The organism is Roseateles sp. NT4, from assembly GCF_051857475.1.
Taxonomy (GTDB): domain Bacteria; phylum Pseudomonadota; class Gammaproteobacteria; order Burkholderiales; family Burkholderiaceae_C; genus Pelomonas.
In genome coordinates, this window is the sequence record NZ_JBPZGZ010000001.1 from 803,572 (window position 1) to 829,770 (window position 26,199).

General features: G+C 66.0%; 26 protein-coding genes. 16 read left to right on the forward strand and 10 right to left on the reverse strand.

The window, feature by feature from the left end:
- A complete protein-coding gene (locus ACS5PN_RS03670) occupies positions 1-1,782 on the reverse strand; it encodes an ATP-dependent helicase (protein ID WP_439462581.1) in 1,782 nt (593 codons plus the stop codon).
- Entirely contained in the window at positions 1,775-3,577 is a 1,803-nt protein-coding gene (locus tag ACS5PN_RS03675) for an ATP-dependent nuclease (RefSeq protein WP_439462582.1), read from the reverse strand. The genes ACS5PN_RS03670 and ACS5PN_RS03675 overlap by 8 nt, the downstream gene beginning before the upstream one ends.
- A 416-nt stretch (positions 3,578-3,993) precedes the next feature.
- On the opposite strand from ACS5PN_RS03675, the gene ACS5PN_RS03680 reads away from it, so the two are divergent.
- Both ACS5PN_RS03680 and ACS5PN_RS03685 read left to right on the forward strand, forming a co-directional pair.
- Complete coding sequence (locus tag ACS5PN_RS03680; protein ID WP_439462583.1) at positions 3,994-5,088, forward strand: AAA family ATPase; 1,095 nt, start codon at positions 3,994-3,996, stop codon at positions 5,086-5,088.
- The gene (locus ACS5PN_RS03685; protein ID WP_439462584.1) at positions 5,075-7,258 is read left to right on the forward strand and encodes a S8 family peptidase; all 2,184 of its coding nucleotides are present in this window, start codon (positions 5,075-5,077) and stop codon (positions 7,256-7,258) included. Before ACS5PN_RS03680 ends, ACS5PN_RS03685 begins: the two co-directional genes overlap by 14 nt.
- A 7-nt stretch (positions 7,259-7,265) precedes the next feature.
- On the opposite strand, the gene ACS5PN_RS03690 is transcribed toward ACS5PN_RS03685, so the two are convergent.
- The gene (locus ACS5PN_RS03690; protein ID WP_439462585.1) at positions 7,266-8,498 is read right to left on the reverse strand and encodes a tyrosine-type recombinase/integrase; all 1,233 of its coding nucleotides are present in this window, start codon (positions 8,496-8,498) and stop codon (positions 7,266-7,268) included.
- A gap of 103 nt (positions 8,499-8,601) precedes the next feature.
- On the opposite strand from ACS5PN_RS03690, the gene ACS5PN_RS03695 reads away from it, so the two are divergent.
- The gene (locus tag ACS5PN_RS03695) at positions 8,602-9,645 is read left to right on the forward strand and encodes a DNA-binding protein (protein ID WP_439462586.1); all 1,044 of its coding nucleotides are present in this window, start codon (positions 8,602-8,604) and stop codon (positions 9,643-9,645) included.
- Entirely contained in the window at positions 9,642-10,004 is a 363-nt protein-coding gene (locus tag ACS5PN_RS03700) for a hypothetical protein (protein WP_439462587.1), read from the forward strand. The genes ACS5PN_RS03695 and ACS5PN_RS03700 overlap by 4 nt, the downstream gene beginning before the upstream one ends.
- Before the next feature lie 17 nt (positions 10,005-10,021).
- On the opposite strand, the gene ACS5PN_RS03705 is transcribed toward ACS5PN_RS03700, so the two are convergent.
- Positions 10,022-10,285 carry a hypothetical protein gene (locus tag ACS5PN_RS03705; RefSeq protein ID WP_439462588.1) on the reverse strand — a complete coding sequence of 88 codons (264 nt, stop codon included), beginning with the start codon at positions 10,283-10,285 and terminating at the stop codon, positions 10,022-10,024.
- A gap of 156 nt (positions 10,286-10,441) precedes the next feature.
- On the opposite strand from ACS5PN_RS03705, the gene ACS5PN_RS03710 reads away from it, so the two are divergent.
- The 3 genes from ACS5PN_RS03710 (at position 10,442) to ACS5PN_RS03720 (ending at position 12,690) form a co-directional block, all read left to right on the forward strand.
- Positions 10,442-11,143, forward strand: coding sequence for a helix-turn-helix transcriptional regulator (locus ACS5PN_RS03710; protein WP_439462589.1), 702 nt, complete (start codon positions 10,442-10,444; stop codon positions 11,141-11,143).
- Positions 11,144-12,044: 901 nt separating this feature from the next.
- Positions 12,045-12,200, forward strand: coding sequence for a hypothetical protein (locus ACS5PN_RS03715; protein WP_439462590.1), 156 nt, complete (start codon positions 12,045-12,047; stop codon positions 12,198-12,200).
- Positions 12,201-12,396: 196 nt separating this feature from the next.
- Positions 12,397-12,690: a helix-turn-helix domain-containing protein gene (locus ACS5PN_RS03720; RefSeq protein ID WP_439462591.1), complete on the forward strand. Its 294-nt coding sequence runs from the start codon at positions 12,397-12,399 to the stop codon at positions 12,688-12,690.
- 16 nt (positions 12,691-12,706) lie between these two features.
- On the opposite strand, the gene ACS5PN_RS03725 is transcribed toward ACS5PN_RS03720, so the two are convergent.
- Together ACS5PN_RS03725 and ACS5PN_RS03730 are read right to left on the reverse strand one after the other, a co-directional pair.
- Positions 12,707-13,096: a helix-turn-helix domain-containing protein gene (locus ACS5PN_RS03725; protein WP_439462592.1), complete on the reverse strand. Its 390-nt coding sequence runs from the start codon at positions 13,094-13,096 to the stop codon at positions 12,707-12,709.
- Positions 13,097-13,182: 86 nt separating this feature from the next.
- A complete protein-coding gene (locus tag ACS5PN_RS03730; RefSeq protein WP_439462593.1) occupies positions 13,183-13,932 on the reverse strand; it encodes a hypothetical protein in 750 nt (249 codons plus the stop codon).
- A 445-nt stretch (positions 13,933-14,377) separates the two neighbouring features.
- Between ACS5PN_RS03730 and ACS5PN_RS03735 the strand changes: the two genes are divergently transcribed.
- The gene (locus ACS5PN_RS03735; RefSeq protein WP_439462594.1) at positions 14,378-15,379 is read left to right on the forward strand and encodes a hypothetical protein; all 1,002 of its coding nucleotides are present in this window, start codon (positions 14,378-14,380) and stop codon (positions 15,377-15,379) included.
- Here the strand turns inward: ACS5PN_RS03735 and ACS5PN_RS03740 are convergent.
- Positions 15,376-15,630: a translation initiation factor 1 gene (locus tag ACS5PN_RS03740; RefSeq protein ID WP_439462595.1), complete on the reverse strand. Its 255-nt coding sequence runs from the start codon at positions 15,628-15,630 to the stop codon at positions 15,376-15,378. The two genes, ACS5PN_RS03735 and ACS5PN_RS03740, sit on opposite strands and share 4 nt — an antisense overlap.
- Before the next feature lie 187 nt (positions 15,631-15,817).
- Here ACS5PN_RS03740 and ACS5PN_RS03745 point away from each other — a divergent pair, with 187 nt between their 5' ends.
- Positions 15,818-16,531, forward strand: coding sequence for a hypothetical protein (locus ACS5PN_RS03745; RefSeq protein WP_439462596.1), 714 nt, complete (start codon positions 15,818-15,820; stop codon positions 16,529-16,531).
- 50 nt (positions 16,532-16,581) lie between these two features.
- On the opposite strand, the gene ACS5PN_RS03750 is transcribed toward ACS5PN_RS03745, so the two are convergent.
- Positions 16,582-17,439, reverse strand: coding sequence for a S1/P1 nuclease (locus ACS5PN_RS03750; RefSeq protein WP_439462597.1), 858 nt, complete (start codon positions 17,437-17,439; stop codon positions 16,582-16,584).
- A gap of 233 nt (positions 17,440-17,672) precedes the next feature.
- Here ACS5PN_RS03750 and ACS5PN_RS03755 point away from each other — a divergent pair, with 233 nt between their 5' ends.
- From ACS5PN_RS03755 to ACS5PN_RS03785, 7 genes are all read left to right on the forward strand, one after another.
- Positions 17,673-17,864: a hypothetical protein gene (locus ACS5PN_RS03755; RefSeq protein WP_439462598.1), complete on the forward strand. Its 192-nt coding sequence runs from the start codon at positions 17,673-17,675 to the stop codon at positions 17,862-17,864.
- Positions 17,865-18,324: 460 nt separating this feature from the next.
- Positions 18,325-19,092, forward strand: a complete 768-nt coding sequence (locus ACS5PN_RS03760; protein ID WP_439462599.1) for a hypothetical protein — start codon at positions 18,325-18,327, stop codon at positions 19,090-19,092.
- The gene (locus ACS5PN_RS03765; protein WP_439462600.1) at positions 19,089-21,068 is read left to right on the forward strand and encodes a hypothetical protein; all 1,980 of its coding nucleotides are present in this window, start codon (positions 19,089-19,091) and stop codon (positions 21,066-21,068) included. Before ACS5PN_RS03760 ends, ACS5PN_RS03765 begins: the two co-directional genes overlap by 4 nt.
- A gap of 45 nt (positions 21,069-21,113) precedes the next feature.
- The gene (locus tag ACS5PN_RS03770) at positions 21,114-22,169 is read left to right on the forward strand and encodes a hypothetical protein (protein WP_439462601.1); all 1,056 of its coding nucleotides are present in this window, start codon (positions 21,114-21,116) and stop codon (positions 22,167-22,169) included.
- Positions 22,166-23,611, forward strand: a complete 1,446-nt coding sequence (locus tag ACS5PN_RS03775) for a hypothetical protein (protein ID WP_439462602.1) — start codon at positions 22,166-22,168, stop codon at positions 23,609-23,611. The genes ACS5PN_RS03770 and ACS5PN_RS03775 overlap by 4 nt, the downstream gene beginning before the upstream one ends.
- Positions 23,601-24,827, forward strand: a complete 1,227-nt coding sequence (locus tag ACS5PN_RS03780; protein WP_439462603.1) for a hypothetical protein — start codon at positions 23,601-23,603, stop codon at positions 24,825-24,827. Before ACS5PN_RS03775 ends, ACS5PN_RS03780 begins: the two co-directional genes overlap by 11 nt.
- Before the next feature lie 440 nt (positions 24,828-25,267).
- Positions 25,268-25,573, forward strand: a complete 306-nt coding sequence (locus ACS5PN_RS03785) for a hypothetical protein (protein ID WP_439462604.1) — start codon at positions 25,268-25,270, stop codon at positions 25,571-25,573.
- Here the strand turns inward: ACS5PN_RS03785 and ACS5PN_RS03790 are convergent.
- Together ACS5PN_RS03790 and ACS5PN_RS03795 are read right to left on the reverse strand one after the other, a co-directional pair.
- Positions 25,548-25,913 (reverse strand): hypothetical protein, encoded by a 366-nt coding sequence (locus tag ACS5PN_RS03790; protein WP_439462605.1) that lies wholly within the window; start codon positions 25,911-25,913, stop codon positions 25,548-25,550. The two genes, ACS5PN_RS03785 and ACS5PN_RS03790, sit on opposite strands and share 26 nt — an antisense overlap.
- 80 nt (positions 25,914-25,993) lie before the next feature.
- The gene (locus ACS5PN_RS03795) at positions 25,994-26,164 is read right to left on the reverse strand and encodes a hypothetical protein (RefSeq protein WP_439462606.1); all 171 of its coding nucleotides are present in this window, start codon (positions 26,162-26,164) and stop codon (positions 25,994-25,996) included.
- Between the last annotated feature and the right edge of the window lie 35 nt (positions 26,165-26,199).

Here is a 26,199-nt window from a genome sequence, read left to right on the forward strand (position 1 = left end):
CTAATCCTGCTCGGCGAGATGGGCCTCGATCTCATCCACAAACACAGAGGCGCGGCCGGGCGTATGCACCAGGTGCACTTCAAACTTGGCACGCGTGACGCCGACGTAGAAAGCCCGGCGAGACTCTTCGGTCTGCCGTGCCGTCTCGTTGAAGCGCGGAAGCCTGCCATGGTCCATCGCAAACATAAAGACGATGCCGAACTCGCGTCCTTTGGCGCTGTGCAGCGTCGACAACGTCAGGCGCTGCAGGTGCTGGCCTTTGCCTGCTAGTTCCCCCAGCGACATGCCAGCATGGTCGCCCTCCGGCGCTACGCGGTTCGCGAACCTGTCGTAGACCTGCAATTCCTCGCGCATACCGCTGCAGCGAGCGGCCAGCGGCTCGAAGACGGCGTGCAGTCCTTGCAGCCATTCGTGAACTGGCAGGCCGGCGTCGCGTCGTTGCCAGAGCACGTCGATCAGGCTGCGATGAAAGCTCATCCGCTCAGCGTCGGTGCTCAAGGCGGGTGCGAACAAGCGATGGCCATCGCTCATCAATCGTGAGAAACGCGGGTCGCCGCTGCGCCAGCCGCCACAGCACCACCGTCCACAGGACTCAAGCCATTGCATCAAGCGGCTTGATCGGGGGTACAGCGAATTGCCGTCTGTTCTGACCATGGGCAGGCCTATCGCCCTGGCGGCGTCTGCCACCTTGTCGCCCAGCCAAGCCGCCGGGTACAGCACAGCGACGTCACCGAGGCCCAACTCGGGGCACCGCGCCAGCGCCTCGGGAACGAGTTGCTGCAGCAAAAACTCTGCCTGTCGCTCATGTGGGCCGCCCACGGGATGAACGAAGACCAAGCCGCGCGCGTCCGCATCAGCCGCCGCGTAATCCCGATCCTCGCCCAGCGCCACCCGCGACGCGGCGACGATGGCATTGCCGCTGCGGTAGTTCAGCCGCAGCCGCACCGTCTGGACGTCTTCGCGCTCGGACAGCCGACGCAGTAGCTCCGGACGCGCGCCGGTGAAGCCGTAGATGGACTGGTCGACATCGCCTACGGCGAACAGCCGGATACCCGTCGCGAAGCACAGGGTCATCACGATCCGGTGCAACGCGATGCCAAGGTCCTGGTATTCATCGACCACCAACACCGGAAACTTCGCCAACAGGGCTTGCCGGAGCCAGGCATGGGCTGTGAGCGCCCGGTAGGCCAGCAGCGGCATGTCGTCGAAGTCGATCATGCCGCGCCGCCTCAACTCCGCTTCGAAGGCCTCAGTGAGCGCGGCGAGGTCAGGGTCAGTGTCCCGCCATGTCTCGGAATTGCGATCGACATGCCGCCGGCGGTACTGGCTCATTCGGGTGTCGAGGGCAGCCAGATCGCCCGGCTCATCAAGTGTGCGGTTCGCTGCAGCCTCGAAGGCCTCTGCGCGTTCGGCCCGGCCTGCGACTTCGAACTCGTCCGGCAGCCCCATGCCCGCCACCTTCGCGTAGGGCAGGATGATCTGCGTGAGCGAGAAAGAATGCACCGTGCCGATGAACACCCGGCCGGACGGCTCCACCCCCAGCTTGGCGAGTCGGTCCTCAAGCTCCTTGGCGCACTCGTTGTTGAAGGTGATGCAGGCCACGCCCCGCGGCTCATGAACATCCTCAGCGAGCATGCGCGCCAGCTTCGTCGTCAGCGTCTTGGTCTTGCCGCTGCCAGGGCCTGCGAGGACGATGCAATGTCCTTGGGACTCGTAGGCCTCCCACTGGCGCGGATTGGCCTTGAGCCCTTCGGCGGCCTTGCGGTAGGTGGGATCAGACACGGTCGACCACGAAGGCGATTGCGTGCTCGATGTAGTCCGGCGGCATGACGCCTTCGATGCGGGTAGCCAGCCGCTGGGCGAATCGGCCCTTGCCGATCGCGTCGATGATCTTCAGGTAGGTCTCTTCGTCCAGCGTGTCAGGGTCGGCTGCCCAGCCGTCGACCAGGGCCCTGCGCTCTGCGCTGCAGGGCTTCTCGCGCAGCGTGTCGGCCAGGGCTTCAACGAACCTGTCCTGATAGAAGAGGTCGACCTCCAGCGTGCGGACATTGGTGAAGACGCCATAGGCGTCGCACCGGGCGCTGAAGATGTTGGCGTCGTCGAGGGCGTCGAGTTCTTCGATGAGTTCCTTGACGGGCGCGCCCGTGCGCGTCGACTCGATGGTCTCGACGAGCTTCAAGGCGCGGTTCCAGCCCAGCGGGGACTTCTTGGGCCGCGGATCCCAATCCGTGACGACGGCGAAGGGGATCCCCAGCGCGGTCAGGAACTTGGCGTAGGGCGTGAAGTTGGTGCCCGACACGGAGCACACCGTGATGCCCAGGTGGTCCAGGTCATGTCCCATGGCCTGCGCGAACACGGGCACCAGGAACTTCTCGGCGTCGCCTTCCACGAGGAGGATGCCGCGCGCGAACAGCATCTCGGCGCGGGTGACGTCCAGGTAGCGGGCCAAGTCGTCCTCCTCGTCGGGCGTGAGGTCGACCGAGGCAGCGGACCTAGCGACCGACCCCTCGTGGGCCGTGTCGCGCAGTAGCACGAGGGAGCGCAGCGGCGCCACGCTGGCGATGTGGGGCGAGTGGGTGGTCAGCAGCAACGACACGGGTTGGGCTTCGCCTTCCTCGCCGGCCAAGCCTTCGAAGAGGTGGCGGTAGACCGAGCGCTGCAGGTGAGGGTGCAGGTGCGCCTCAGGTTCCTCGATCGCCAGCAGCGCGTGGTCGCGCTTGTTCTCGGCCATCATCTGCCGAAGCTCCAACGCCTTGAGCGTCAGAAAGGCGACGTTAGCCGACCCCAAGCTCGCATCTCCGATGGTGCGTAGACCATCGTCGATTAGCAGTCGCAGGTTGCGAAACAACCGCCGGACATCCGTGGTGCCAAACCCAAAGCTGAGCTCGATGTCCTGCTTGGGGCCGCTCATCAACGCGAACTGCTGCTGGAGCTGCTGCTCAAGGGTTTGGACGGACGGGAACTGGGCCAGCTTGTCGGTGGCCGTCGCCACCGCCGCCCGCACGTCGTTGAGATCGTCCGTGGATACGGCGGCGAAGGCACGCTCCAGGAGCGGGCGCAGGGGCGACTTGCGCCACAGGGCCAGGTCGCCTTCCGCGTCCCTGAGGGCTGGCAGCAGGTCCATGGAGATGCGCCGGCGCAATTCGTGCCCGAAGCGCTTGGACTCAGACTCTCCCCCGTAGCAGACGAATTCGTAGTCGTCGTCAGATTCGGGGAAGCCCTCCAGGTCGGGCTGCGGCCGGAACTCGTAGGTGAGCCGCACCGTGTGCGCGTCATCGTCCAGCCGGTAGTCGGTCAGCTGGGCCAGCAGGTCCGGGTCGTTCTCGAAATCCTGCAGCTCGACCAGGATGACGATCTTGCTGTCCTCCAGCGGCTCACCCAGGCCGTCATGGAAGTCGCCCTGGTCCAACTGCCGGGCGCTGTCAGGCAGGCTTGGATCGAAGATCAGCCGCAGGGCGTGCAGCAGATTGCTCTTGCCCACGCGGTTCTCGCCCACGATCACCACGTCGCCATCGACGGCGATGTCCAGCTTCCAGAAGTTTCGGAAGTTCTCGATGCGAATACGTGTGAGCTTCATGGTTCCCTCTCCCTGGTTCGCCCGGCGCCGCACCGATGGAGATCGGCGCGGTCGCTCACGGCGACACGTCGCTGCGTGCGTTGATGCCCGCGAATCTACCGCAGCCTGCAGGCATACGGCGTTGCCAGCGGCTGGCGTTGTTGTTCCAGTTCAGCTGCAGTCATTTACTGTTAATGCATACAGTACTATGCTGCACTTCAGGCTGCGGCAGGATAAGAAAACCATCGAATGTTCCAGACTTGTCTGCAGAAGGGTGCGCTTGTGCTCTTTTAAATCAATGAGTTAGGCGCGTTTATTGGCATCGTTTTCTTGGTTGGAACAGTTTCATAGGATGCGTGATAGCATCTGTTCCAATTCAAACGAACGCACGTATTCGGAGTCAGTCAAAGGTGGAACAAAAGGCCAAAGAGGAGTTGATGAGTTTGTTCCAGGACGCCATCCGCACCGGCGGTGCGGCGCTGGAGATGCGCGTCCGACGGTTCGCGAGCTTCGTGCGCACCTCGGACCCCGAACTCGCCCAGGCGGTGGCCGCACTGGTCATGAACGATCCCACGCGAGCCTTTGGCGGGGATGCCGCCGTGCGCACGTCGCCGGTGGATTCGGACACCAAGCTGCCGCTGGTTCGCATCGAGCCCGCCAGCACCCCGCGCGGCGAGCCGGTGCTGACCGAGGCCACCCGTGCCGAGGTGGAACGCGTCGTGAGGGAGCGTCATGCTTCGGACCGGCTGATCGCCGCCGGACTGATGCCGGTACGCTCGGTGCTGATGAGCGGCCCGCCCGGCGTGGGCAAGACGATGACAGCTGGCTGGCTGGCCAAGCAGCTGGGACTACCGCTGTTCACGCTGGACCTGGCGAGCGTCATGAGCAGCTACCTCGGCAAGACCGGCGCGAACGTCCGCGCGGTACTCAACCATGCGCAAGAGCACCCCTGCGTACTGCTGCTGGACGAGTTCGATTCGATCGCTAAACGGCGCGACGACGACAGCGACGTGGGCGAGCTCAAGCGGCTGGTGACCGTCATTCTGCAAACGATCGACGACTGGTCACCGTTGTCGCTGCTCGTAGCGGCGACAAACCACGGCGAACTACTCGACCCGGCTGTGTGGCGGCGTTTCGATGTGACGCTGAATTTCAGCCTGCCGGACCCCGCGCAGCGGGCCCAGCTGCTGCGCGCGCATGGCGTGGCTGACGAGGTGGCCAACGCCATCAGCGCGGTCATCGAAGGCCAGACCTTCTCGGCCATCTCGCGCGCTTTGGACTCGGCTCGCAAGCAGACGATCCTGGAAGGCGTGCCGTTCGAGGAGGCGCTGGTGGCCTGGGCTCTGGCATTCAGCGCCACGTCGGGCAAGCCGTCGTCGGCCATCGAGCGGCAGCGTCGCGACCTGCGGGCGCTGGTCTATCACGGGCGCAACCTGTCCACGCGCGAGATTGCCGACCAGATTGGCACCTCGCACACCACCGTCATTCGATCGCTGAAGCGATTCCACGGAGGAGATGATGCCGGGACCTAAGCTACTGATCGGCAATGGCCAGGTGCTGGCGGGGCCAATCCCGCGGCCGCCTGGGGGCGGCAAGACCAAGCAGCCTTACTACACCATTGAGCAGGCTCGCCTGCGGCTGGGACCAGCTCTCGGCGACATCGTGGCTGCCGCGGGCAAGCTTCCCGAATCGGCCAAACCACGCGGAGAAGCCACCAGCGTCGTCACCGTGCACCCGGCCTTCCAGGCCAAGACCCACCTTCCCGGCGACGTCTTTCAACGCGCTGGGCTGCGCACTGTCGGCAGCAAGCCGGCGATGGTGACGCCCGATGTCGATCCGCGTCAGAACGCGCCGCTGGGCGAACAGCCCACGGCCGAGCTCTACATCACCGGCACCGCGGCGGCGTTCGATGCGCTGCACAAGATGCTGATGTCGAAGAAGACTGGCAAGGGCGTGCAGCGGGAGCTGTGCAAGCTGGAAGCCATCCGCTTCCTGACGCCTCAGGAGCGGCTGCTGCGGCTGGACGGCGACGAGGCGGAGATCCCGATCGAGATCGTCCTGCACGGGCAGGGCACCGACACCGATCTGCTTGACGGTTTCGAGCGTTTCTCGGCGCAATGCGGCGCCAAGGTGTTCAAGGGCAAGCAACTGGCCGTGCCTGGCCTCGTGTTCATGCCCGGTGTGGTGCCGCGGAGCAAGCTCGACGAGTTCGCCAGCTTTACCGCGCTGCGCGCCGTGCGCCGGCTGCCGAAGCTGCGCTTGAACCGCCCCACGGTCCGACAAAAGCTCACCGTGGCCGCGCCTAAGCTGCCGGATGCCGATGCCCTGGACCCCGGCCTGCGCCTGGCGGTCTTCGACGGTGGCCTCGGCGCCAAGGACTTTGCCCGATGGGCCACTGAGGAGGTCCCCGTCGACCTGATCAACACGCATGCGGACTACCTGTCGCACGGCACGGAGGTGACGTCGGCGCTGCTGTTCGGCGACGTGCCGGACGGCGCTACCGAGTTGCCTCGCCCGTTCTTCAACATCACGCACCACCGGGTGGTCGGCCGCGCCGACGAAGCGGATCCGGACCTCTACGACTGCATGAAGCGCATCGACGCCGTGCTGGGTGGTGGCGGCATCGACTTCGCCAACATCTCGTTGGGACCGCGCATGGCTATCGACGATGGCCACCCGCATGCCTGGACCTCGATGCTGGACGCGCACCTCGCGTCGGGTGTGACGCTGCTGTCCGTGGCCGTGGGCAACGACGGTGCAATCCAGGGACCGATGGCCCGGATCCAGCCGCCGGCCGACGCCGTGAACGCGCTTGCCGTCGGCGCGGCGGATTCCACCGGCTTCATGTGGGGCCGCGCCGCCTACAGCTGCGTCGGTCCCGGCCGCTCGCCGGGGCTGATCAAGCCCGACGGGCTGGCGTTCGGCGGCACGGACGCGCAGCCCCTGGCGCTGCTGAATCCGCTGTCCGGCGGCCTGACCGGCGTGCAGGGCACCAGCTTCGCCGCTCCCCTGGTGCTGCGTACGGCGGCCGCAGCTCGCGCCATGTCCGAGACGCCGCTCGCCGCGACCGCGCTGCGAGCGCTGCTCATCCACCGCGCTGAGCCGGGCGGCCACCATCAGACCGACGTCGGCTGGGGACGCTTCCCGCAGCTGCCTGAGGATCTTCTGACCTGCTCGGATGGCGAGGCGACGATCCTGTACCAGGGTCATCTCACGGCCGGCGGCATCATGCGCATCGGGCTGCCGATTCCTGCCGTGCCGCTTGGGGTCAAGCTGCGCATCACCGCAACGTTCTGCTTTGCCTCGCCGGTGGATCCGGCTGACCCGGTGAACTACACCCGCCACGGCCTAACGATCACGTTCCGGCCCATGGGCTCGGGCTCGTCAGAGCCGTTCTTCTCGTCGGCCATCCACGGCAGCAGTGAGCAGGACCTGCGCCGCGATGCTCACAAGTGGGAGACCGTCCTGCATCGCACACGCGTCTACCCGGCCGAACAGCTGCTCGACGCCTGCTTCGATGTGGATCACGGTGCGCGCGAGCATGGCCTTCGGGTGGACAACAAGCATGTGCCGCCGCTGCCCTATGTGCTGGTGGCCACCATCGCCAGCGACAAGGGCGAACCGGTATACCAGGCGGTGCGGCAGAAGTTCAGCATGCTCACGCCGATCCACCTGCGCGACCGCGTGCGCCTGCGCCGCTGACGGGGCCTCACCAGCCGATGCGGTGCGCGCCGCTGACCGCGGCATGTCGGGCATCGTCTTCCCCGTGAACGTAGATACTGGTCGTCGCTAGGTTGGCATGGCCCAGCGTGTCGCGCACATGGCGAAGGTCAACGTCGTTGGCGAGGCTGGAGCCGGCGGTGTGGCGCAGCCAGTGGGCCGAGGCTGCCCTGAGTTTTTCGGCCTGTTCAGGGCCGCGGCCTTCCTTCAGCCAGCGCTCGGCGGCCGCCGAGAACACCCCCTTCAGGATGCCGTGAATCGCGCTGCGTGTCATCGCTGCGGGCCAGTCGGGCGCGGGATGGCTGGCGCGACGCCACGCGACGGGCAGGAGCAGCGGGGAGGGCTCGCCGGCCTGCGGCAGATCCGGCAATCCCAGCGCGCGCCGGTAGGCCATGAGCTCGACCATCAACTCAGTCGTCGCGGGCACCAGGCGCTGCTTGCCGCCTTTGCCCAGCACCTGCAGCCACCAGCGTGGCTCCCCCGACTTGGCGTCCGACCGCATGAAGAAGTCGCCCATGCCGTTGCCGACCACCTCAGAGATGCGCAAGCCGCCGAGGAACAGCAGACTGAACAGCCACCGTGCGCGCCCATAGGTGGCCAGCTGGCGGGGCGTGTCCTGCGGCATGGCGAGGATGGTTCCGCGCACGGCCTCCCAGAGGTCGGTCTCCAGGAAGCGCGAGACACGCGGCTTGGGTGCCATGCCGCGCCGTTTGCTCAGGGCCAATGGGTTGCCGGCCAGGTAGCCGGCCTCGACCAGCCATGACAGCAGTGAATTCAGCACCGTCATGGACTGGCGGATGCTGGTTTCGGAAAGCGGTCCGGCAAACGGGCGCCAGCGTTGGTCCCGTCGGGCCGCTTTGCGGCCAGGCGCCATGACCCAGCGCTCGGCGGGCTGCGGATTGGCCAGGAAGCGCCGGTAGAACAGGAAGTCCTCGTGCGTCAGCGACGACAGTGGCTTGCCGCGCTCAGTTGCCGCCCACAGCAGGATGCGTTCGGCCTCGCGCCGGCAGTTCGCGAGGGTGTTGGGGCTGTCGGCGTAGCGGGCCAGCCAGGCGAGGACGGCCGCTTGATCGGTGTCGGCGCTGATCTGCGAACGACCGCTGTGCGATCGGTTGGTGCCCGTTTTGCCGGTCAGCGTATCGATCATCACGACATCGCCAAGCGAGGCGAGGGCCGGGGCGCCAACGGGCTCGGTTTCGGCGGTCTGCAGGGTCTCGCGCATCGCTGACAGTGGCTTTTGACAGAGTTTTGACACTATAGGAATAATGTCAAAAGTCCAACTTTGAAAGTTGGATTTCCAACGTATTACGTTGTAATATCAACAAATGAGTACCGAAACAGAGATCCTGGCCGAAGTGGAGGCGCTAAAGGCCAAATTCAGCGATACAAAAACGCTGTACCGCGAAGTTTGCGTCCTGCTGTTCTTCAGGTACGGGATCACGCCGACGGCCAACAAGCTCTACCAGTACGTGCGGCGCGGCTCGATGAACGTGCCGACCGAGGAGGTGGGCAAGTTCTGGGACGACCTGCGGCACCGGGCGCGCGTCGACATCCAGCATCCGGACCTGCCGGAGCCCATCAAGGCCGCGGCGGCCGAAGCCATCGCCGCGCTGTGGAGCCAGGCCACCGAAGCCGCCCGCGGCGAGCTGGCCGCCGCGCGGCTGGAACTGCAGGCCGACGCCGAGCGTGCCCAGCAGGCGCAGGCAGCCGCCGAGCAGGCCTTGGCCGAAGCGCAAGCCAGGACCGAGGAGATCCGGGGCCAGGTGGTCCAGATGCAGGAGTGCCTCCAGCAGGCCCAGGCGGCGCTGGAGGCCGAGCGCCGCGCGCACGCCGGCACGCAAGCGCGGGTCCAGCAGATGCAAAGCCAGCTGCAAGACGCGGCACGCCAGCAGCAGGCGCTGCAGGACGGCTTCGCGGCCGAACTGGCCAAGGCGCGCGAGGCCGTGGAAGCGGCCAACGAGCGAGCGACCGGCGCCGAGCGGCGGGCGCTGAAGGAAATCGAGCAGGAGCGCCAGGCGCGCGGCCGGGCCGACAACGCGGCCGAGGCAACACGCCAGAAGCTGGCCCAGGTGGAGGCAGCCGCCCGCGAGCAAGCCGTCGAGCATGCAGCCAAGGCCACCCGCCTGGAGATCGACGCCAACCAGGCCAAGCTCGCCCTGGACACTGCCATCAAAGCCCAGGCTGGCCAAGAGGCGCAGGTCGCCGAGCTGCAGCGGCAGCTCACCGACAGCCAGCAGGCAGCGTCGCGCCACGAGGCGGAGGCAAAGACCTTGCAGGCTCTGGTGGAGCGGTTGGCGCCCGTGCCGGCACCCGACACCAGCACACCCGCGCGCCAGGGGCGCCGCAAGGCCGGGTCAAGCGGCGCGTGAGCGTGGCGGGGGAGGGCGCTGCCGATCCCAAACTGGTGGCGGCGGCCAAGACCATCGGGGACCTGGACGAGCTGGTGCAGCTGATCCGCACGGGCCTGGGCCGCGCCAAGCCGTGGCAGCGCCAACTGGCGGCGCGCCTGGGCGACATCGACGGCCTCATGCAGGTGCTGCGGCTGACCATCGCGATGGACAAGCCGGACGGCGAGATCATCGCCTCGGCCGAGGCTGTCGCCGGGGCCTGCCGCCGCGCCGCGGCGTCGCTCGCGGGCAGCCGCGCGGACTATCCGGCGCTGCAGGCGATGGCGCTGGTCGGTGATCTTGGCGAAAAGCTGCGGGCCGCTCTCAACACACTGATGTAGCGCCTTGAAAGGGGCCGTCACCCTGCCTTGCGGCGCAGAGGCTTTGGCTTCGCTGCCCCTCGGGGCTTTGCGATGGCCAGCGGCTTTGGCGAGCCTGCCATGAGACCCGCCGTGTGCCTCGGCTCGGTCGCACTGAGCGCAAGGAGCTGGTCGCGCGTCAGACCGGTCGCGAACACGCGCGCGGCCTTCTCCGCCAGCTCGGTCGAGATGGTGACGAACTTGCCGGGGGCGATTCGAATCCGCTTCATGCTTGCATATTGCCAGCCCGGGACTTTAGCCATCGGTCGTCCACCTTGGCGAGGGTAGGTCTCCGCAGTTTCTGCGCTTGAGGGTGGCAGGCCGGAACCCGTGGCGGGAGACTGTCGGGTTGCTGTCGTGTCCATCACCACCGGCTCGCCGCACACTGAGCCTGCCGTTGAACCTGGAAGGACGCCGCCGTGACGACCGCCGATGACACCGAGTCCCCGCCCCGCCTGCTGACCGATGCCGAGATCGGCGGCTGCGTGCGTGTTTTCCGGGAACTGCACGGCTGGTCGCAGGAGCAACTGGCCGAGATCTCGGGCCTGAGCGTGCGCACCATCCAGCGAATCGAGAAGGGCCAGCCGGCGAACCTGCACACCCGCCGCGCCCTGGGCCACGCGTTCGAGTTCGAGGACGCCGACGCCCTGAACAAGCCCTTCTCGATCCCCACCGAGGCGCAGCTGAAAGCGCGCAAGGAAAAGTTCGACCGGGAGCACGTGACCTTGACGGCCCATCCGGTGACGACCGGCCGCCAGCTGGCCACCCTGGTGGAGAACCACATGATGGACCTGTCGGAGCCCGGCTTTGACATGGAGCGTGAGGCGGCCGAGGCCTTTGCCGTGCTCGTCGACTACATCCACGACTACCGCGACTGCGCCAGTGAATATGCGCAGACGATGAAGCTGGAGGTCTACGACGAGCTGCAGTCCCAGATCGATGCGCTCAAGGACCTGGGCGTGTCGCTGCGCTATGCCGAACGCAGGCTGATGCTGACCTTCGGTAGCGACTCGCCTGGCGCCAAGCCCATGGCGACCAGCGCCCTTTACCTCGTCGGCTTCCGCCTGGGCCACGAGCCCGACAGCTTCGTCACCCCGCGCAAGGCGGGGATCAAGTTCTAGCGAAGTCGCAGCTTTTTTTGGTGCGCAAGCGCGCGCTGGGCCTGTCGTGACAGAAGACTAACCGCAGCCCAAGACCCCCCGGACCGAGCTCGAAGCGGTGCAATCGCCGTCGAGAAGGGACTTGCCAGCAACTTTGGAACGCAACGAAGTTGTCTACGAACTTATTTCTTGAACTGGTGGATTGCTTAAAAAAATTCTCGTTGCTAAGAAATCTTGCTGCTGAAGAAGTTGCCAATAACGAACACCAGAGAAGCTACCAACACGCGCACCAGAACTTCGCTACGCATCCACAGCAACGGCGACATCTTCAACAACATCAACTTGGCAACTCACCAACATGAAAACATCCGCATCTTCAGCATCATCAAAAACAGCGCCACTAATATTTCGCGTGAACGAACTACAAGAGCAAGTTTTACGTACGCACAAATAGCGCAACTTGTAATCGACATCCAATGCATGCGAAGCAAACCACTTCGCAGACCTACGAGGATGCAAACGAGATGCTGAACATCAACGCATAGATAACAGCAGCACTAATATTAACGAACTCGTTAAATCGCGCTGAATCAATGACTTAGCGAAAACAAGCGCCGATGATTCTAGCGGAGCCAGATACTCGCTTGACGCGGGCCCAGCGACCGCCATACCATACTCGCTCTTCACCGGTATTGCGAATTGCATCGCTTGGTGACGGACCCTCGGCGATCCGGGGGGGACAGGGCGCCGCACCCCGAGAAAGGAGCGTTCGAACGGGCCCTAAACGAACAAAGCCGCCAGCTTTGCAGCGGCGGCTTGTTCAGGTGGGTGGGGCATGCGCCTCCAACGACACCTCTCTTGGCGGAGAACCACAGTCTATGGGCTGTGGGGGTGTTGGACAAGGCGTGCCCCGTGTTTCAACGTGAACCCGGGAGATGCCGTGCGCCACTGCATGTATCCGCAGGCTGTCCACGTGCGCGAGTACGTTCGCTTCCGCCTCGGGCGGATCGAGAACGTCTGCGAGCACTGCCGCAGCCACCCCGGTCAGATGGACCTGTTCCATCCGGCCAATCGCTAACCAACCCGCCCCGGCCTCGCGCCGGGGCTTCTTTTTGCCCAGCCCGGGGCGTCGGCTGGCGCAGCAGGCGGGTCGATGCCCGCTCGATCGCCGCCCTCCCAGCCATCAGCCAGGGCCAGCGCCTGGGAATTATGGCGTTTTCCCATAATTTGCCATCACTCTGATCCTGCGCGGCTGCACATGCGATCGCCGCAGGATGAAGAGTTCGATTCACACCGAGAAGTACGCGCTGTTTCTGGAGGAGCTGAAGGATCTGCGGGCCCAGGCCGGGCTGAGCCAGACCGAGCTGGCAGCACGGCTCGACGTCGGCCAGGACCTGATCAGCCGCAGCGAGGCCGGCAGCCGGCGGGTGGACGTGTTCGAACTCGCGCTGTGGGCCCACGCCTGCGGCACCACGCTGGAGGCCTTCGTCCAGCGGCTGGACGATCGCATCCGCAGCAACCAGTTGCCCGGCCTGCTGGGTGAAGAAGGGCAGGGCGCGGGGCACTGAACGCGCCCGCCGGCGGTCACGCGTCGGCGACCGCAGGCTTGGATTTCGCCTGCTCGATCAGCTCACCGACCGCTGCAATGACCCGCAGCGCATCCTGCCGACTGGATCGGTGAGGGCGGCGCTTGGGCTTGGCCTTCGCGATGTTCAGCGGCGTGGCGGCCTGCTCGCGCAGCTCTTCGTCGAGCTGGCGGACGAACCGCATGAAATCCACCCCCAGCGCCTGAAGCCACTGGTGCAGCTCCATGACGTCCAAGCGGCGCTCGCCGCGCTCCACGTTGCTGACCATCGCCTGGCTGTGGCCCAGCCGATCGGCCAGGTCTTGCTGCCGCAAGCCCCGTGCCTCGCGCAGCTCCCGCAGGCGGGTGGGCAAGAGGTCGCTGTGGGGGCTGTGCAGGGTCTTGGGCATGAAGTCGCTTTCAACTTCACACCGTACCTCAGCCGGCTGGATATACAAAAACCGAATTCGGCCGGCGCTGGCAGGCGCAGGGCCCGTTACGGCCAGGCCGTCTTCAGCTCCAGCAACGTGCCGTTGAAGTTGCGCAGCACGAACACGCGCGCAAACCGGGTCTTGAAGACGGCCGCCCGGACCTGGTCGGGGTCGTCGAACCAGGTGGACATCCGGTGGCCGTCGATCGCGATGACCAGCCAGGCCTCGTCGCAGCTGCGGCGATAGGCGTCGAAGGTGCCTTCCTTGGCGTCCAGCGCGCGCTGGACGTCGCCTAGCGCCAGCGGCTGCAGCCAGGTGTGGCCGGCGCCGCCGAAAAAGCTCTCGGTCAGGCCGTCGTAGCGGGCGACGCGCACGTAGTCGACCTCGTCTGGGAAGCCCGCGACCGTGCGCCAGGTCGGCTCGACGAAGCGGACCAGCTCGCCGTCCGCAGGGATATTGGCCGCCACGATCTCCGCGATGGCGGCCGCCAGCGGCTGGACACGGTCGCGGTGCATCGTCACGTCTTTGAGGTGCACCTGGCAGTCGACCGGCGGGTGGCCCGCGCGGTCATGCAGCGCCCTGGCCGCCTCGATGACGTCATCGCGCCGCGCCTCGCGGGCCTGCAGCGGCAACAGCTGGCCGTCCGGATCGCGGTGCAGCTCAGTGATCTCGATGCCGAGCACCCCGCCGCCAAGGTTGACCAGGAAGTCGGGCTCTTCGTGGGGTTGGACGGTGCCGCCGGGGAAGCCCGGCAGCATGGCTTTGACCCGGTCCAGGTAGTGGCGTTCCAGGTCCTTCTTGGCAGTGCGGGTCATGCGGAGGGAAGGGTGGCGATTTCGTGGCGATTTTGAGGGTCAGGACGATGAAAACAACTAAATAGAAGGTCTGGCCAAGACGGACAGACGAAAGGAGGAGATGAACATGATCATTGTTTTGCGTCACTACGGCCTGCCGTTCCTGAACAGCACTGACGCCGTGCTTGTGGCAACGGGTTCGTTGCATCACATCGTGCTGCTCAAGGTGTAAACGGCAGGACAGTGCCATTGGCACTGCCGGCGTCGGCGGCCCCAGCCGCCGGTGCTCCACCGCCGGCTCGGCGTCCAGGCGGCGCGCGTTGGTCTGGCGCAATTGAGCCGCAGTGCCCTGTGGCCGTCGTGACGGTAGCCTGACGGCATGAGATTCTTTCGCTACGCCGAAACCGCACCGGACGGGAACCCGACCGGCCGAGAAGTCGTCGTCCAGGGACGCGAGCTGGCCCCCATGGGGTTCGCCGCGCTGGCCGAGCGGACGCTGGGCCGGGCGTCGCCGCTGACGCTGAAGCTGCTGGGCGCCGAGGTCGTGGAAAGCTCGATGGACGAGGTGCCCAAGGGCGACAGTGGCACGTGGGACACCACGTTCAGCACGGACCTCACGATGCGGCACATTGGCCTGGTCAGGGGAGGTTGGCTGCCCGCCGGCCTGGCGCTCGAGGCCGGCAGCGTCATCATGATCGACCGTTGCACGCTGACGGACCTGAAGGGCCGGTTCAAGCAAGGTGCCAGCGGCCAGGCTGGCCGGGATTTCGTGGACTGGCTCAATGATCCAGATGCGCGGTTGAACCCGGTCCTGCTGGCGCTGGAAGGCAACCAGCGCGAGTTCCCCTCCAGGGCCGACATCCAGGCGCAGATGCAGGAACACATCGCCCACCTGCGCCAGCTTTTGCCCAAGGCCACGGTCATCGGCGACGCCCCCGACGTGATGGAAGCCATCACCACGTTCGCGCAGGAACAGCAGGCGCCCTCGGAGCGCACCATCCAGTTCCTGCTCGCCACAGCGCCGCTGTTGCGGCACCAGGTCAGCCGGGAACGCTTGCCATGGGTGCTCAGAGAGATCGCCTGCACGGCGCTGCGCTGCGGGCTGGCTCTCACCGACCTGGTGGTGGTCTGCGCCATCAGCGCCGCCGCGGTGAACAAGGGGCGCAATTCAGCCAAGCATGCCTTGAAGTTCACCCAGCCCAACTACACCCGCCAGGATGCGTTCAATGCCATGGCCGACCTGCGTGGGCTGAAGTCCTTTGCGAGCCTGCTGGGGCTCGTGCCCAACGAGCGCCCCATGCTGTGCACGAGCGACAAGGACCTGGCCCTGGTGTGGGTCGGGCTGAACCTGTCGCAGTTCGAGTTCGGCAACGGTCCACCCGCCGTCAAGGCGCAACCCGTGGACGCGTTCCTTCCGCGCGCTGCGGGCCTCATCTTTCAGCAACTCGTGGCCGAAATGGCGCGCTAGAGGCGCTGCGGGCAGGCGCCGAACTTGGCGGTCAAGGCCTGGATGGCGACCTTGTCGGTCGAGCGCCAGATCTCGTCAAGGCCGCGCTCGACCTTGGAGTAGGTGCTTGAGAGGTGCTCCCGCCACCGATACGTGCAGACCGCGTCCGCCGGGCGCTCACGCACCGTGCCCCCGAAATCGGTGCTCTCGGTGCCCTTCACCCAACCCGCTGGGGTCAGGTGCCAATCGGTCCATTCATTGCTCGCAGACATGGTGCCTCCTCGGTTGAGCGGGAAGGGTAGCCATCGTCGGGTCCACCTACCTAATTGCGCCGCGGTGCAATCGCGCGGGCGCTACCGGTGATAGCGCCCGCGCCCCCCGGGTGACCACTGCGGTGCGTCAGGGAGGGGGTGCCGCGGCCCTGGCTACAGTGGCCATTCCCACACTCAACCCCTGCGCATGACCCAAGCACTGCGACCCGTTTTGCCCGTCGACATCCCGCTGGAGGAGGGCAGGCCGGCGCCGGACGGCACGGTCTTCATCACGCTCCCGACGCTGGACGCGCTGGAGCAGTTCTGGCAGCAGCACCGGGATCGGCTTCCTTTCGCCTGCGAGGGCACGCCGAACAGCGAGCCGACGTTCCTCAGGCCCTACCAGTGGATCTTCGGCCCGTCCAAGGCGGCGGTCGTCGCTGCGGCCATGCGCTGGGGGCGCTCGGGCATCGGCTGCGAGTTCTACGAGTGGGCCGCGCTCGCACCTGACGACCATGAAGCCTGGTTCGCAGGGCAGGAAGACCATCGCACCACGGCGACGGCCGCGGGCACCTGGACCGAGGACGACGAGGCGGACTTCCAGCGCCGCACGCGACAGACCTACCGGGGCTGGTGGCGGTTTTGCAATCTGCCCGACGGCCAGGACCCGGGCGAGTGGTTTTCACCGGGGTCGGACCATGTCGAACTGATCGATCCGCACCTGCCTCGCGCGGCCGTCGAGGCACAGCTGCTGTGGGAGACCTTCGACAGCTGGGTCGACGCCTATCCGTCCGACATTCAAGCCCACGACGCAGCCGGTGTGGACAAGACCATCGCGTACTGGCGCGCTGAACAGGCGGCCGGGCAGGGCTACTACGGCGACGAGAACGAGCAGGCGCCGGCGCTGGACGCGCGGCACTGAATCCAGCGGCCCTGCGTGCCTGCAGCCAAGCGCCGGCGCTACGCGCTTGGCTACTTCGCGAACGCGCGGTTCAGGATGTAGGCGATGCGGGCCCCGGCCTTTGCCAACTGGACAGGCACGGTCTCGATCGCCTTGTTCACGTAGATCGAGTCCAGGGTGATCTTGTCGGTGCCGAAGTCGTCGTTGTTGCACTGCCAGTTGGGCAGGCCGCCGTACGCAAAGGTCGACGCGCTGTCGTAGGTCTCGGCGAGCCACTTGGCCGTCGAGCCATGCTGCCAGCCCGGGATCTCGGCGCTGAAGCGGTTCACCAGGTCCTGCGCGATCGCGCGCTCGTCGGTGGTCGAGAACGCGGCCTTGACGAAGTCGCCGTCCCAGGCTGAGTGCAGGTTGGTCGTGCGCTGCTGGCCGCTGGGCAGCTTGAACTGCACCTTGATGTCGTTGCCGCCGCGGTCGTCGTGGTCGGAGCCGTGCAGCGGCTGGTGGATGTCGCCGATCAGGTGCACCAGCACGTAGATGGCAAAGCGCTTCTGGTCGTCGGCCACGCCGTGCTCGTCGATCAGCGCGCGATAGTGGCGCGTGATCTGCGTCGAGGCGCAGTTGCCGTTCGGGCAGTAGTCGGCCTTCTTGGCCTGTGCATCGCAGACCGGCCGGTCGTCGTAGTGCCACTCCCGCGAGCCCGGGATCTGCTTGTCCAAGCGCAGCTTGTTGACGTCCAGGTAGACCGAGTCGGCGGCCAGGTCCGTCTTGCCCATCAAGGCCTTGATGCCCGCGTCGGCCTCGGGCGTCAGCAGGCGCTGCGCCACCAGGCCGGTGATGCGATGGCCCTGGGCGCCCCAGGCCAGCGCCGAGCCAGCCCAGACCATCAGCGCGCTTGCCGCGATGGCGCGAAGGAATCGATCTTGTTGCATGGAAGCCCCCTGTTGGCGTCGCCGGAGTGGACGCGGGCGCAGTCTCCTCGAGGCGCACGGCGCTTCGCATCCTCAAGACTGACCAGTCCCGCGACGCCGGTTTCATCGTGCTGCCACGGAGCAGCGGGGAGGGCGACGTACTGCTGCACGGCGCGCCGCGGCATTCGATTCTTGGATACGGGTGCTGAGGTGTTACGGTGAGGCCGTCTATCAACGAGGAACCCTCGTCCGCCATGACCGACTCGCAAGTATTGGCCGCAGCGCCATGGATATCGGCCTTGGGCAGTTGGCTGCTGGTCGGCTCGTTCTATGCAGTCGGCCCTGTCGCGGAGGTGCTGTGCGCGTTGAGCCTGGTCACGCTGCTCACCTGTCTTGGTGCGCTGCTGACGCACTGTCCTCTTCGGAAAGAGCAACGCCGAACGTAGTGGTGAAGTCTGTTCGCAAGACTGTTACGCAAGTTGCCACGCGCTAACCGCGAGGTTGACTGCATCCAGCGCCTTCGCGAAAAACGCAGGAATTTCGATACGCGGTAACCACTTTGAAGCCCGGAATCGACCGCCCGCGTCTGATTTCTCGTCGCGCTGTAGTCCAGCGTTGCAAGACGACCCGCTTTGAAAACGCGTGCCGGTCCGCTACACCCGCGAGTTTGCAACTCGCGAAAGGAGGCGGAAAGCAAAAAGCCAAGCTCTGCTGGAACAGAAGCTTGGCCGTGCACTTCAATCTCTGTCGACTCGTCCACTAGCAATGGCTTTGTCTGCCCAAGACAGTACCCCTTGAGCGGGTCGCTGTCAAGAGCGGTCAGGGCGGGCTTTTGCCCAAAAAAGTCGACAGGCTCTACCTGCATCAAGCAGGTCAACACACTCCTCAAACACCTCAGGAGCTGTGATGAAGAACCTATCCAAGACCTCGTCCGCGACACCCCAAGACACCAAGGCCGGCAGGAATCCAGGCGCCAGACCGGGCGTCGCCATGCGCGGCGCACTGGCCGCGGTGTACGAGCTTCGCGGGCACACCCAGGGCAAGCTCTGGACCCAATACAGCGGCAAGAGCCGCGCGGACGTAGCCTTCGCGACCGAGATCGCCTATCTGCATTTCCTCTATGTCGAGTCGTCCTTCGACGTGGTGAGCGTGGATTACTCGCCGGCGTTCAAGATCACGCGGGCCGTCGGCGAAAGCTTTGTCGATCTGGTCGATGCCGAACTCGTCATGGCCAACGGCGACGTGATCTGGCGCAAGGTTTGCGATGACGACCGGGAGAGGGATTTCCTGCAGGCCCAGCGGCAGCTCGACGTGCTGCTGAAGCACGTCAGGATGCCCGACGGACTAAGGACGCCGAGGCTCCAGACGCTGACGCATTCACAGATGCTGGTGAACCCGGAGCGCATTCGCAACTGGCATGGCATCGCCAGCTGGCTGAGCGCCGGTCGCGACTGGGAGCTGAGCGAGTTCCAGATTCCGGTCTCGGCTTTGATCAGGCGGGAGGGGCGGGCGGAATTCCAGCAGGTGCTGGCGTTGGGCGGCGGCACCGATCAGGACGATCTCTACGGCGTGGCGCTGCTGGAGGCTCTGCAGCGCGGGGCGTACCGCAGCAACCTCTATGACGCGCCGTTCACGATGCGTTCGGTCTTCTCGGCCACGCGGGGTGCAGCATGAAGCGCGGGGGTCGGACCTTCAAGACCCTATCCCCCGAGCTGCGCGACACCGAGCAATGGCGCAAGGTGGACACGACCCTCCTCGATGATCAGGACCGCCAGCGCTTCGAACGCTACATGCCGGCCGTCAAAGCCTACCTGAGCAACGGCGCGCTGAGGGCCGCCGCCAAGAGCGCCGGTGTGTCCGACGATTCGCTGCTCGCTCAAGTCCGGCGGTGCACCAAGCGGCATCCCGAGGGCGGCATCGTGGGCTGGGCGGGGCTCATCCGCGGGCTGCGGCTCGAAGGCTACGAGCGCTCGTGCCCACTGCCTCAAGGCAAGCAGCCCGCGCGGGGCAAGCCGGGCGGGGCGAAGGGAGCAGGCAACGCTGGGGCTTTCCGGCGCTTCCTGGACGACAACTTCCCCATCAAGAAGTCGCTCGACGAGGTGATCCGCAAGGGCCTCGGCCGCGGCTCCGTCCGCGCGGCGAAGACAACGGCCAAGATGGTCTGGGACAAGTTCGTTGCTGTGGTCGAGCAAAGCATCGCAGCGGATCAATATCCCCGCACCACCAAGTCCTGCGCCCGTCGTTCGGTCGAGCGATACATGGGGGAGATGATCGCCACCGATGCGCAGGCCAGGGCCACCGCGGTAGGCGCCAAAACCGCCAAGGCCGCGGGGCAGGTCGGCAACGGCCTATGGTCGTTCGACCTGACCAGCAGGGCGTTGGACCTGATCCAGATCGATGCCCACCACGAAGACTGCATCGGCACGATCGAAGTGGAGGGCCCGGCAGGCTCACAGTTCGTGCCGCTGTCACGGATCTGGATCTACGCGATCGCCTGCGCTGAAAGCCGGGCGATCCACGGCTACTCGGCATCGTTTCGCAGCGAGCCGGTGTCGACGCAGATCGAACTGGCGCTGGACATGGCCAGCAAGCCCTGGGTGCCGCGCAACGTCAAGATGGAAGGCGTCTCGTACAAGCAAGGTGCGGGCTTCCCGATGGGCTGCGTCGAGGGGTTCAAGTTCGCCCCGGCCGCGATCCGCATGGACAACGCCATGCAGGGATTTGCCAGGCGCATCGTCGACCGGGTGCGTCGCCGCTTCGGCTGTGCGGCGAGCTGGAGCGCGGTGGGTGCCTGGTACCACAACGCTGTGATCGAGCGCTTCTTCGGCATCATGGAGAGCTACGGCCTGCATCGGCTGCCGACGTCGGTGGGCTCGGGCCCATCCGACCCAAAGAAGACCAATGCCGTGGTCGAAGCGGTCCGGCTCAAGGTGACCTGGGAAGAGCTGCTCGACATCCTCGACATCACGATCGCGAACTACAACGCGAAGGGGCAGCCGGGCCTGGGGCACCGCTCGCCGCTCGAGGTCCTGCGTGACCTGTACAGCCCCGAGCGCCAGCGCTTCGCGCCGCGGCCGCTGATCCCGCCGACGCTGCTCACGCCTCGTCTTGGCGTGGCCATCGAGACGCACATCGTGCGCGGCTCGTGCAGGCCCGGCAAGCTGAAGCGGCCGTACGTCCAGGTGGACAAGGCGACCTACACCAACCCGGAACTGGCCGCCGATTTCGGTCTGATCGGACAGACGTTGGTGCTGCATGTGCACGAGAGCGACATGCGTACGGTGGAGGCCTACCGCCAGGACGGGACGTATCTCGGCTGGTTGACGGTGCGGGAGCGTGGCTGGCGCCGCACGCTGCACACGCGCGATGTGCGAAAGCAGATCAATCGCATGCGCGACGCGCGCGAACTCGCGGACAGCGGCGATTTCATCGAGGCCTATCTGGAGCACCTGGCCGCCAAGGCGCTAGCTGCAGGTCGCAGCAACCCCCACAAGGTCTCCGAGGCGGCGACCGCGCTCGCCGAGACGGCGCGCGTCACCGGCGCCGCCGTGCCCCGCGTTGGCGCTCGCAAGCCGGCGGACAACCTCGTCCCGTTACGCCTCGTGCCGATTCCCGCCCAGCTGAACCTGCGTCGGCCCTCCTGGGGCTGAGCGGGCCAACCCAGCTGTTCAGCGTCAAAAACTTTGGAGATCCCCATGCAAGCTTTCACCGCAGAGGCCGATGCCTCGCGCGACACCTCGCCGAACGACGCATCCGACCCCGTCGCCGGCCGCAGGAACCTGCGCTACAAGGCACTGTGCGATGCCATGCTGCGACAGGAGTTCTACCTGTCGCATCCCGTGGTCAGCGACGACCTGATCGTTGCTACCGAGCCCGTGCGCGAGGTGTTCAACATCATCCAGCACCTGCTCATCCACCGATTTCCCGGCTCGCCGTTCGTCGGCGACTTCCGGATGGGCAAGACGCAGACCATCGAGCTTGTCTCGGCCGAGTTGCGCCGGATTTTTCCGACGATCGGCATCGGCACCATCATCGCCAAGCACCACGAACGGCCGTCCGAGGGCGCCTTCTACAGCGACACGCTGGACGACTATGGTCACGGGTCGGCACGCTCAGGCACGGCCTACGACCGCGGCCTGCGGTTGCTGGAGCTGATCGTGGGCGCCGTCGATTCCCTGGGCGGCAACCAGTACCTCTTCTTCATCGACGAGGGACAGAACTGGGGCGTCGCCGAGTTCGAATGGATGCGCGACCTCACCAACAAGCTCCAAAAGCGCGGCATCAAGTGCACCACCATCGTGTTCGCTCAGGAGAAGCTGCGGGTGCTGCGCGACATGCTGCTCAGCACCGGGCGCAAGGACCTGATCGGGCGGTTTTTCCTGAAGCCACGCGCCTTTCGCGGACTGAACACGGAGGCAGAGCTGCGGGCACTGATGGCCGCGTTCGACGACCCGTCGCGGCATGAGTACCCCGAGGGCAGCGGCATCTGCATGTCGGAGTTCTTCCTGCCTACGGCCTACGACGGCGGTTGGCGCCTCGGCGGCGAAGCCGCTGCTCTCTGGGCACGGCTGAAGAAGGTGGCGGAGGAAAGTGGCCTGGAAGTCAAGAACGTCGGCATGCAGTGGGTGATGGCGGCCATCCGGTCATGGTTGTTCCTGCAGGCCGAGGTCGACGGGGCGCTCTTCACGTCCCGCCCGGAGTCCTGGGTCGAGGCGGTCGATGCCAGTGAATACGAAAGCAGCCTGAGATGAGGCCGGCAGCCCAAGGCGGCCTCGGCGCTCTTCACCTGGTCGACGGGCTCGCGGTCAGCGACCGCTGGTTCGCGCCAGGGGAGGGGCCCTTCACGGTCTTGGCAAAGATCGCGCGGGCCAACGTGCTGGATGCCAGAGGCCTGTGCCGCCACTTTGGAGTTTCCATGCCCCAGGCGCCTGCCAACGCGCCGCACCGTCGCAGCCTGCTGCACCTGGGATGGCTGGCGCGTGGCGAAACCACGCGGGAGCTGTTCGCCCAGTTGTGGGAGAGGGGGCTGCTGGCGCGGTCTGAACGCTGGAGCCACGCACTGGCCAGCGACCGTACGCTGCGTTATTGCCCACGCTGCCTGTCGATGGGATACCAGTCCGCGCTGTGCCAGATCGATGGCCTGGCGCACTGTCCTACCCACGGGGATGAGCTGCTGGATCGCTGCCAGGCCTGCGGCGCATCCACGCCGCCGTATGCCATCACGCCGGAAGCCTTCGACGAGCCGCTGGTCTGCGCGCGATGTCGGCAGCCACTGGCGCCGATCTGGGGCCATGGCGGCGGGCTGCGGCTTCGTGTGGGCATCGAGGAGCAACCGGCCTACCGGCGGCTGGATCGGTGGCTCGAACGCGCCGATCGCCTGGAGATCGAATGGATGGACCAGCCGAGCTGGCTGGGTGACCCACGCGCGCCGCTGCTCGCGGGCAAGGTGCACAAGCGCGTTCACACGGCTGGCGTGCTGAGCGCTTTGGTTTCTTTGCCGGGCCAGCTTCTCGGCGAAGACAGCTGGATGGGCAGTTGGTCCATCCCGGCAGCGTGCCCACCGCAGCTGGCGCCGGACAAACCTGTGACGTGCGCGGCGCGGGTCGCCATCTACAAGTCGATCCGGCGCCAGTACGCCAGACGCTTCGGCGCGCGTGTCGGCGGTACTGCGCACAGTGATCGCCACAAGCTGGTTTGGAGCAATGACCACGCGATGGCCATGCCGACCGGGGAGGGCGGTGATCCGTCCCGTCACGGATTCCTGGCCTGGCGGTTGCGTTTCGAGGAACCCTCGAACAGGCTGGGCGCCCTGCGCTCCGAGGAAACCTCGAACGGGCAGGGCACCTACCGGCGCCTGAAATTGTTCGACGCGTTGCTGCTGTGGCCCGTGGACTGGTTGGCACCCGACGCGGCGTGGGGCCACTTCGCGCACCGATGCCTGTTGCTGGACCTGGCCATGGCGCGAGCCCTGGCCCGCGCGATGACGGGGCTGGACTACCAGCGAGAGCAAGACCGGGCGACATGGCTCGAGGTCGTCAGCCTTTGGCATCACCGGTTCGGATCCCACGCCCGCGTCTGGCCCGACGGCCTCACGACGTTCAAGACGGCCGGCGCCGAAGGCACGCCAGGCCGCATCCACCTTGTTGCGGCGCCCTCCGTTGTGAGCATCTCTGGAGCCCCACATGAACTTTGACTCCATCGCACCGTGGGTTGCCCCGCTGGACCGCTTCATCGCGCCGCCCGGCTTGGATGGGCGCCAGGGTTCGAACCGGATGCCGGCGGACCGTAAGCGGAACGACGCGCAGACGGATGCCCAGGCCATCCAAGCCTGGCTGTCGAGCCTGAAGACTTCCCGGATCGATACGATCCGGCTCTACCGGTCTGCAGCCGAAAAGCTGCTGAACTGGGCCTGCTTCGCCCGAGGGAAGGCACTGTCTTCTTTGAACGCTGACGATCTTCGGGCCTTCGTCGAGTTTCTGGCGGCGCCGCGGCCGGCGTTGGACTGGATCGGCGCACGATGTGCGTCGCGCGATTCGGTCGACTGGCGCCCTTTCACCGGGCCGTTGGCACAGGGTTCCATCCGGGCGACGCTGACCATCAACGCCCTGCTTTTTGGATGGCTGTCGGCCGTCGGCTACGCGGCCATGCCGGAGATCAAGACCGCCGACCATGCCCGCTCGCGGCGATCCGCGACGGATGTTTCGGCAAACAGCCTGACGCGCAGCCCGCGGCGCACGCTTAGCGCTGCAGGCTGGGGTTGGGTCCGGCGACATCTTGAAGGGCCCATCGTGCCGATCACGAGGCTAGCCGTCGAGCTGGAGTATTTCAGCAACTTCAAGCCGGCTGAGATAAGAGAGCTGCGGCAAGCGGACTGCGTAGCGCCGTCGGACGAGTGTGTGGCCTGGCGGATCTGGCTGGCTTCGATGAAGACCAGGGCGCGTTGCGTCTTCGCGCTGCCGCCGGTCGGCAGTTCCCTGGCCAAATGGTTCGAGGCGCAGGGGATCGAGCCGCGCAAGAGGTTCGCCTCGGCCGAGGAACGGGCCGAGTCGCCGCTGCTGTTCGGCGCCGGCATCCGCCCCGACCATCGGGTCCGCAGCGTTCTCCATTGCGCGGCGGGTCTCGCGTCGGCCGGCGGAGATGGTCTGGCCGCCGACGAGCTGCTGGGCGCGAGCCAGCGTTGCTTCAGGAACGCGCTGGAAGCCCATGCCGGTCCGGATCACCCAGTGACGCCGGGGTTCGTCGCCAACATGCCGTTGCTGGCCACGACGACCGGCCTTTATTTCAGACGCATCATTCCGACCGACGCGCAGATCTTGGCGGGCTGGGAGCAGCTGAAGGACCACTGGGCGTCGTACAGCGATCGCCTGGACCAGATGCTGGGCAAGCCGGCGGGCCGGGCTGAAAACTGAAGGTGCCAGCTGGTTATGGCGGGCTGGTTCAACTATCGTTTGGCGTCAGCTGCCGCCGGCGGAAGCGTTGGGCTGGCGCGGTCTGCTTGGCTAGGACGGTTGTGTCGCGCAAATCGCCGTCACAAGTGTCCTAGCGGAATGGATGGACCGCCGGCTAGGACCTTTGCGTCGCGGATTCCCTCTGGGACGGGGGTATTTTCTGTCGGACAACTGAAATACGCGAACAGCTTAGGGGGTGCACATTTGTTATTTTACATAATGCACATTGTCGCCATGAAGTAACTGTTCTAGGGATTGCGTTAACTAAAGTTGCTGCGTTCGTCAACGATAGAGAAAACACCAATAGACCAGGGAGGGTCATGATTTTGAGAGCTGAGCGTCTCCAATTGCCCACGTTTGGGCAGATTTGCAACGACTTGGGGAACCCCAGCGCGCCCCGTTTGGCGCGCGCCCTGGGCGTCCACCCGCGCACCGTTGAGCGCTGGCGGGCCGGCCGCAGCCCCGCGCCGCGCTCGGTCCTGCTGGGCCTGTTCTGGCTGACTAGCTGGGGGCAATCCGAGCTGGACTGCGAGCTGCACAACCGCGCGACGGCGTACACCGGCCATATCGAGGCCGCGAGGCGCGAGAACGACGCCCTGCGCCGCGAGCTGGCCCGCGTTCTGGCTGCTGGTGACTTCGGGAGCGCGAACCGGCCGACGCTTCAGCCGGCGGCAGAACTGGTCAGCTTGGGAAGGCTGTCAGGGTGACTTTCGAGGCCGAACCCTGGGGGTTGGTGGCTTCGTTGTTGATTCGGACGAGCAGATAGCGCCCCTTGGGCCGCGTGTGCATCTCAGCGGCACCTGAGGCGCTTGTGAACGTGGTCACGAACCACGACCCGGCCGCATTGCTGAATGCTGGCCCGAGCCGGCGTGACGAGTTGTTGGCCGTCGTGTCGCTGCCCACCATGAACACCGAGGCAAACTGCGCCGCTGGCGCGGTGGACGTGACCGTCACGCAGACGAGCGTGTATTGCCGCCAGTCCGGCCCCAGGTCAAAGACGCAATCGACCGATGCGCCGGCCGCCAGACTGGCCGGCGACCCGCTCACCCATCCCGCACCGCTGCCTCCTGGCACAGCTGCAACGTCGGTCTCAAACAGGAGGACCGGGAGGCGGGTTACGAGCTGGGTCACAGACCGCCGGCCCAGATCGCTTTATTGGCTACGCCGTTGGCGCCCATGAACAGGTCACCAACGGCGCTGCGAATGCCGTTCGCGACCAGGGAGTCGCTACGCATGATCCACAGCGCAGCGATAGCCACGCCGCCGGCAATGGCGAGGGTCTTGCCGTTGAGCTTCATGGCTCAGCCCTTGGCTTTGACGATGCGCCCGCCCT

Coding starts and splice junctions, on each gene's coding strand:
- ACS5PN_RS03675 (WP_439462582.1), bottom strand. CDS start 3,577: ATGAAGCTCACACGTATTCGCATCGAGAACTTCCGAAACTTCTGGAAG.
- ACS5PN_RS03680 (WP_439462583.1), top strand. CDS start 3,994: ATGAGTTTGTTCCAGGACGCCATCCGCACCGGCGGTGCGGCGCTGGAG.
- ACS5PN_RS03685 (WP_439462584.1), top strand. CDS start 5,075: ATGCCGGGACCTAAGCTACTGATCGGCAATGGCCAGGTGCTGGCGGGG.
- ACS5PN_RS03690 (WP_439462585.1), bottom strand. CDS start 8,498: ATGCGCGAGACCCTGCAGACCGCCGAAACCGAGCCCGTTGGCGCCCCG.
- ACS5PN_RS03695 (WP_439462586.1), top strand. CDS start 8,602: ATGAGTACCGAAACAGAGATCCTGGCCGAAGTGGAGGCGCTAAAGGCC.
- ACS5PN_RS03705 (WP_439462588.1), bottom strand. CDS start 10,285: ATGGCTAAAGTCCCGGGCTGGCAATATGCAAGCATGAAGCGGATTCGA.
- ACS5PN_RS03720 (WP_439462591.1), top strand. CDS start 12,397: ATGAAGAGTTCGATTCACACCGAGAAGTACGCGCTGTTTCTGGAGGAG.
- ACS5PN_RS03725 (WP_439462592.1), bottom strand. CDS start 13,096: ATGCCCAAGACCCTGCACAGCCCCCACAGCGACCTCTTGCCCACCCGC.
- ACS5PN_RS03730 (WP_439462593.1), bottom strand. CDS start 13,932: ATGACCCGCACTGCCAAGAAGGACCTGGAACGCCACTACCTGGACCGG.
- ACS5PN_RS03735 (WP_439462594.1), top strand. CDS start 14,378: ATGGGGTTCGCCGCGCTGGCCGAGCGGACGCTGGGCCGGGCGTCGCCG.
- ACS5PN_RS03740 (WP_439462595.1), bottom strand. CDS start 15,630: ATGTCTGCGAGCAATGAATGGACCGATTGGCACCTGACCCCAGCGGGT.
- ACS5PN_RS03745 (WP_439462596.1), top strand. CDS start 15,818: ATGACCCAAGCACTGCGACCCGTTTTGCCCGTCGACATCCCGCTGGAG.
- ACS5PN_RS03750 (WP_439462597.1), bottom strand. CDS start 17,439: ATGCAACAAGATCGATTCCTTCGCGCCATCGCGGCAAGCGCGCTGATG.
- ACS5PN_RS03755 (WP_439462598.1), top strand. CDS start 17,673: ATGACCGACTCGCAAGTATTGGCCGCAGCGCCATGGATATCGGCCTTG.
- ACS5PN_RS03760 (WP_439462599.1), top strand. CDS start 18,325: ATGAAGAACCTATCCAAGACCTCGTCCGCGACACCCCAAGACACCAAG.
- ACS5PN_RS03765 (WP_439462600.1), top strand. CDS start 19,089: ATGAAGCGCGGGGGTCGGACCTTCAAGACCCTATCCCCCGAGCTGCGC.
- ACS5PN_RS03770 (WP_439462601.1), top strand. CDS start 21,114: ATGCAAGCTTTCACCGCAGAGGCCGATGCCTCGCGCGACACCTCGCCG.
- ACS5PN_RS03775 (WP_439462602.1), top strand. CDS start 22,166: ATGAGGCCGGCAGCCCAAGGCGGCCTCGGCGCTCTTCACCTGGTCGAC.
- ACS5PN_RS03780 (WP_439462603.1), top strand. CDS start 23,601: ATGAACTTTGACTCCATCGCACCGTGGGTTGCCCCGCTGGACCGCTTC.
- ACS5PN_RS03795 (WP_439462606.1), bottom strand. CDS start 26,164: ATGAAGCTCAACGGCAAGACCCTCGCCATTGCCGGCGGCGTGGCTATC.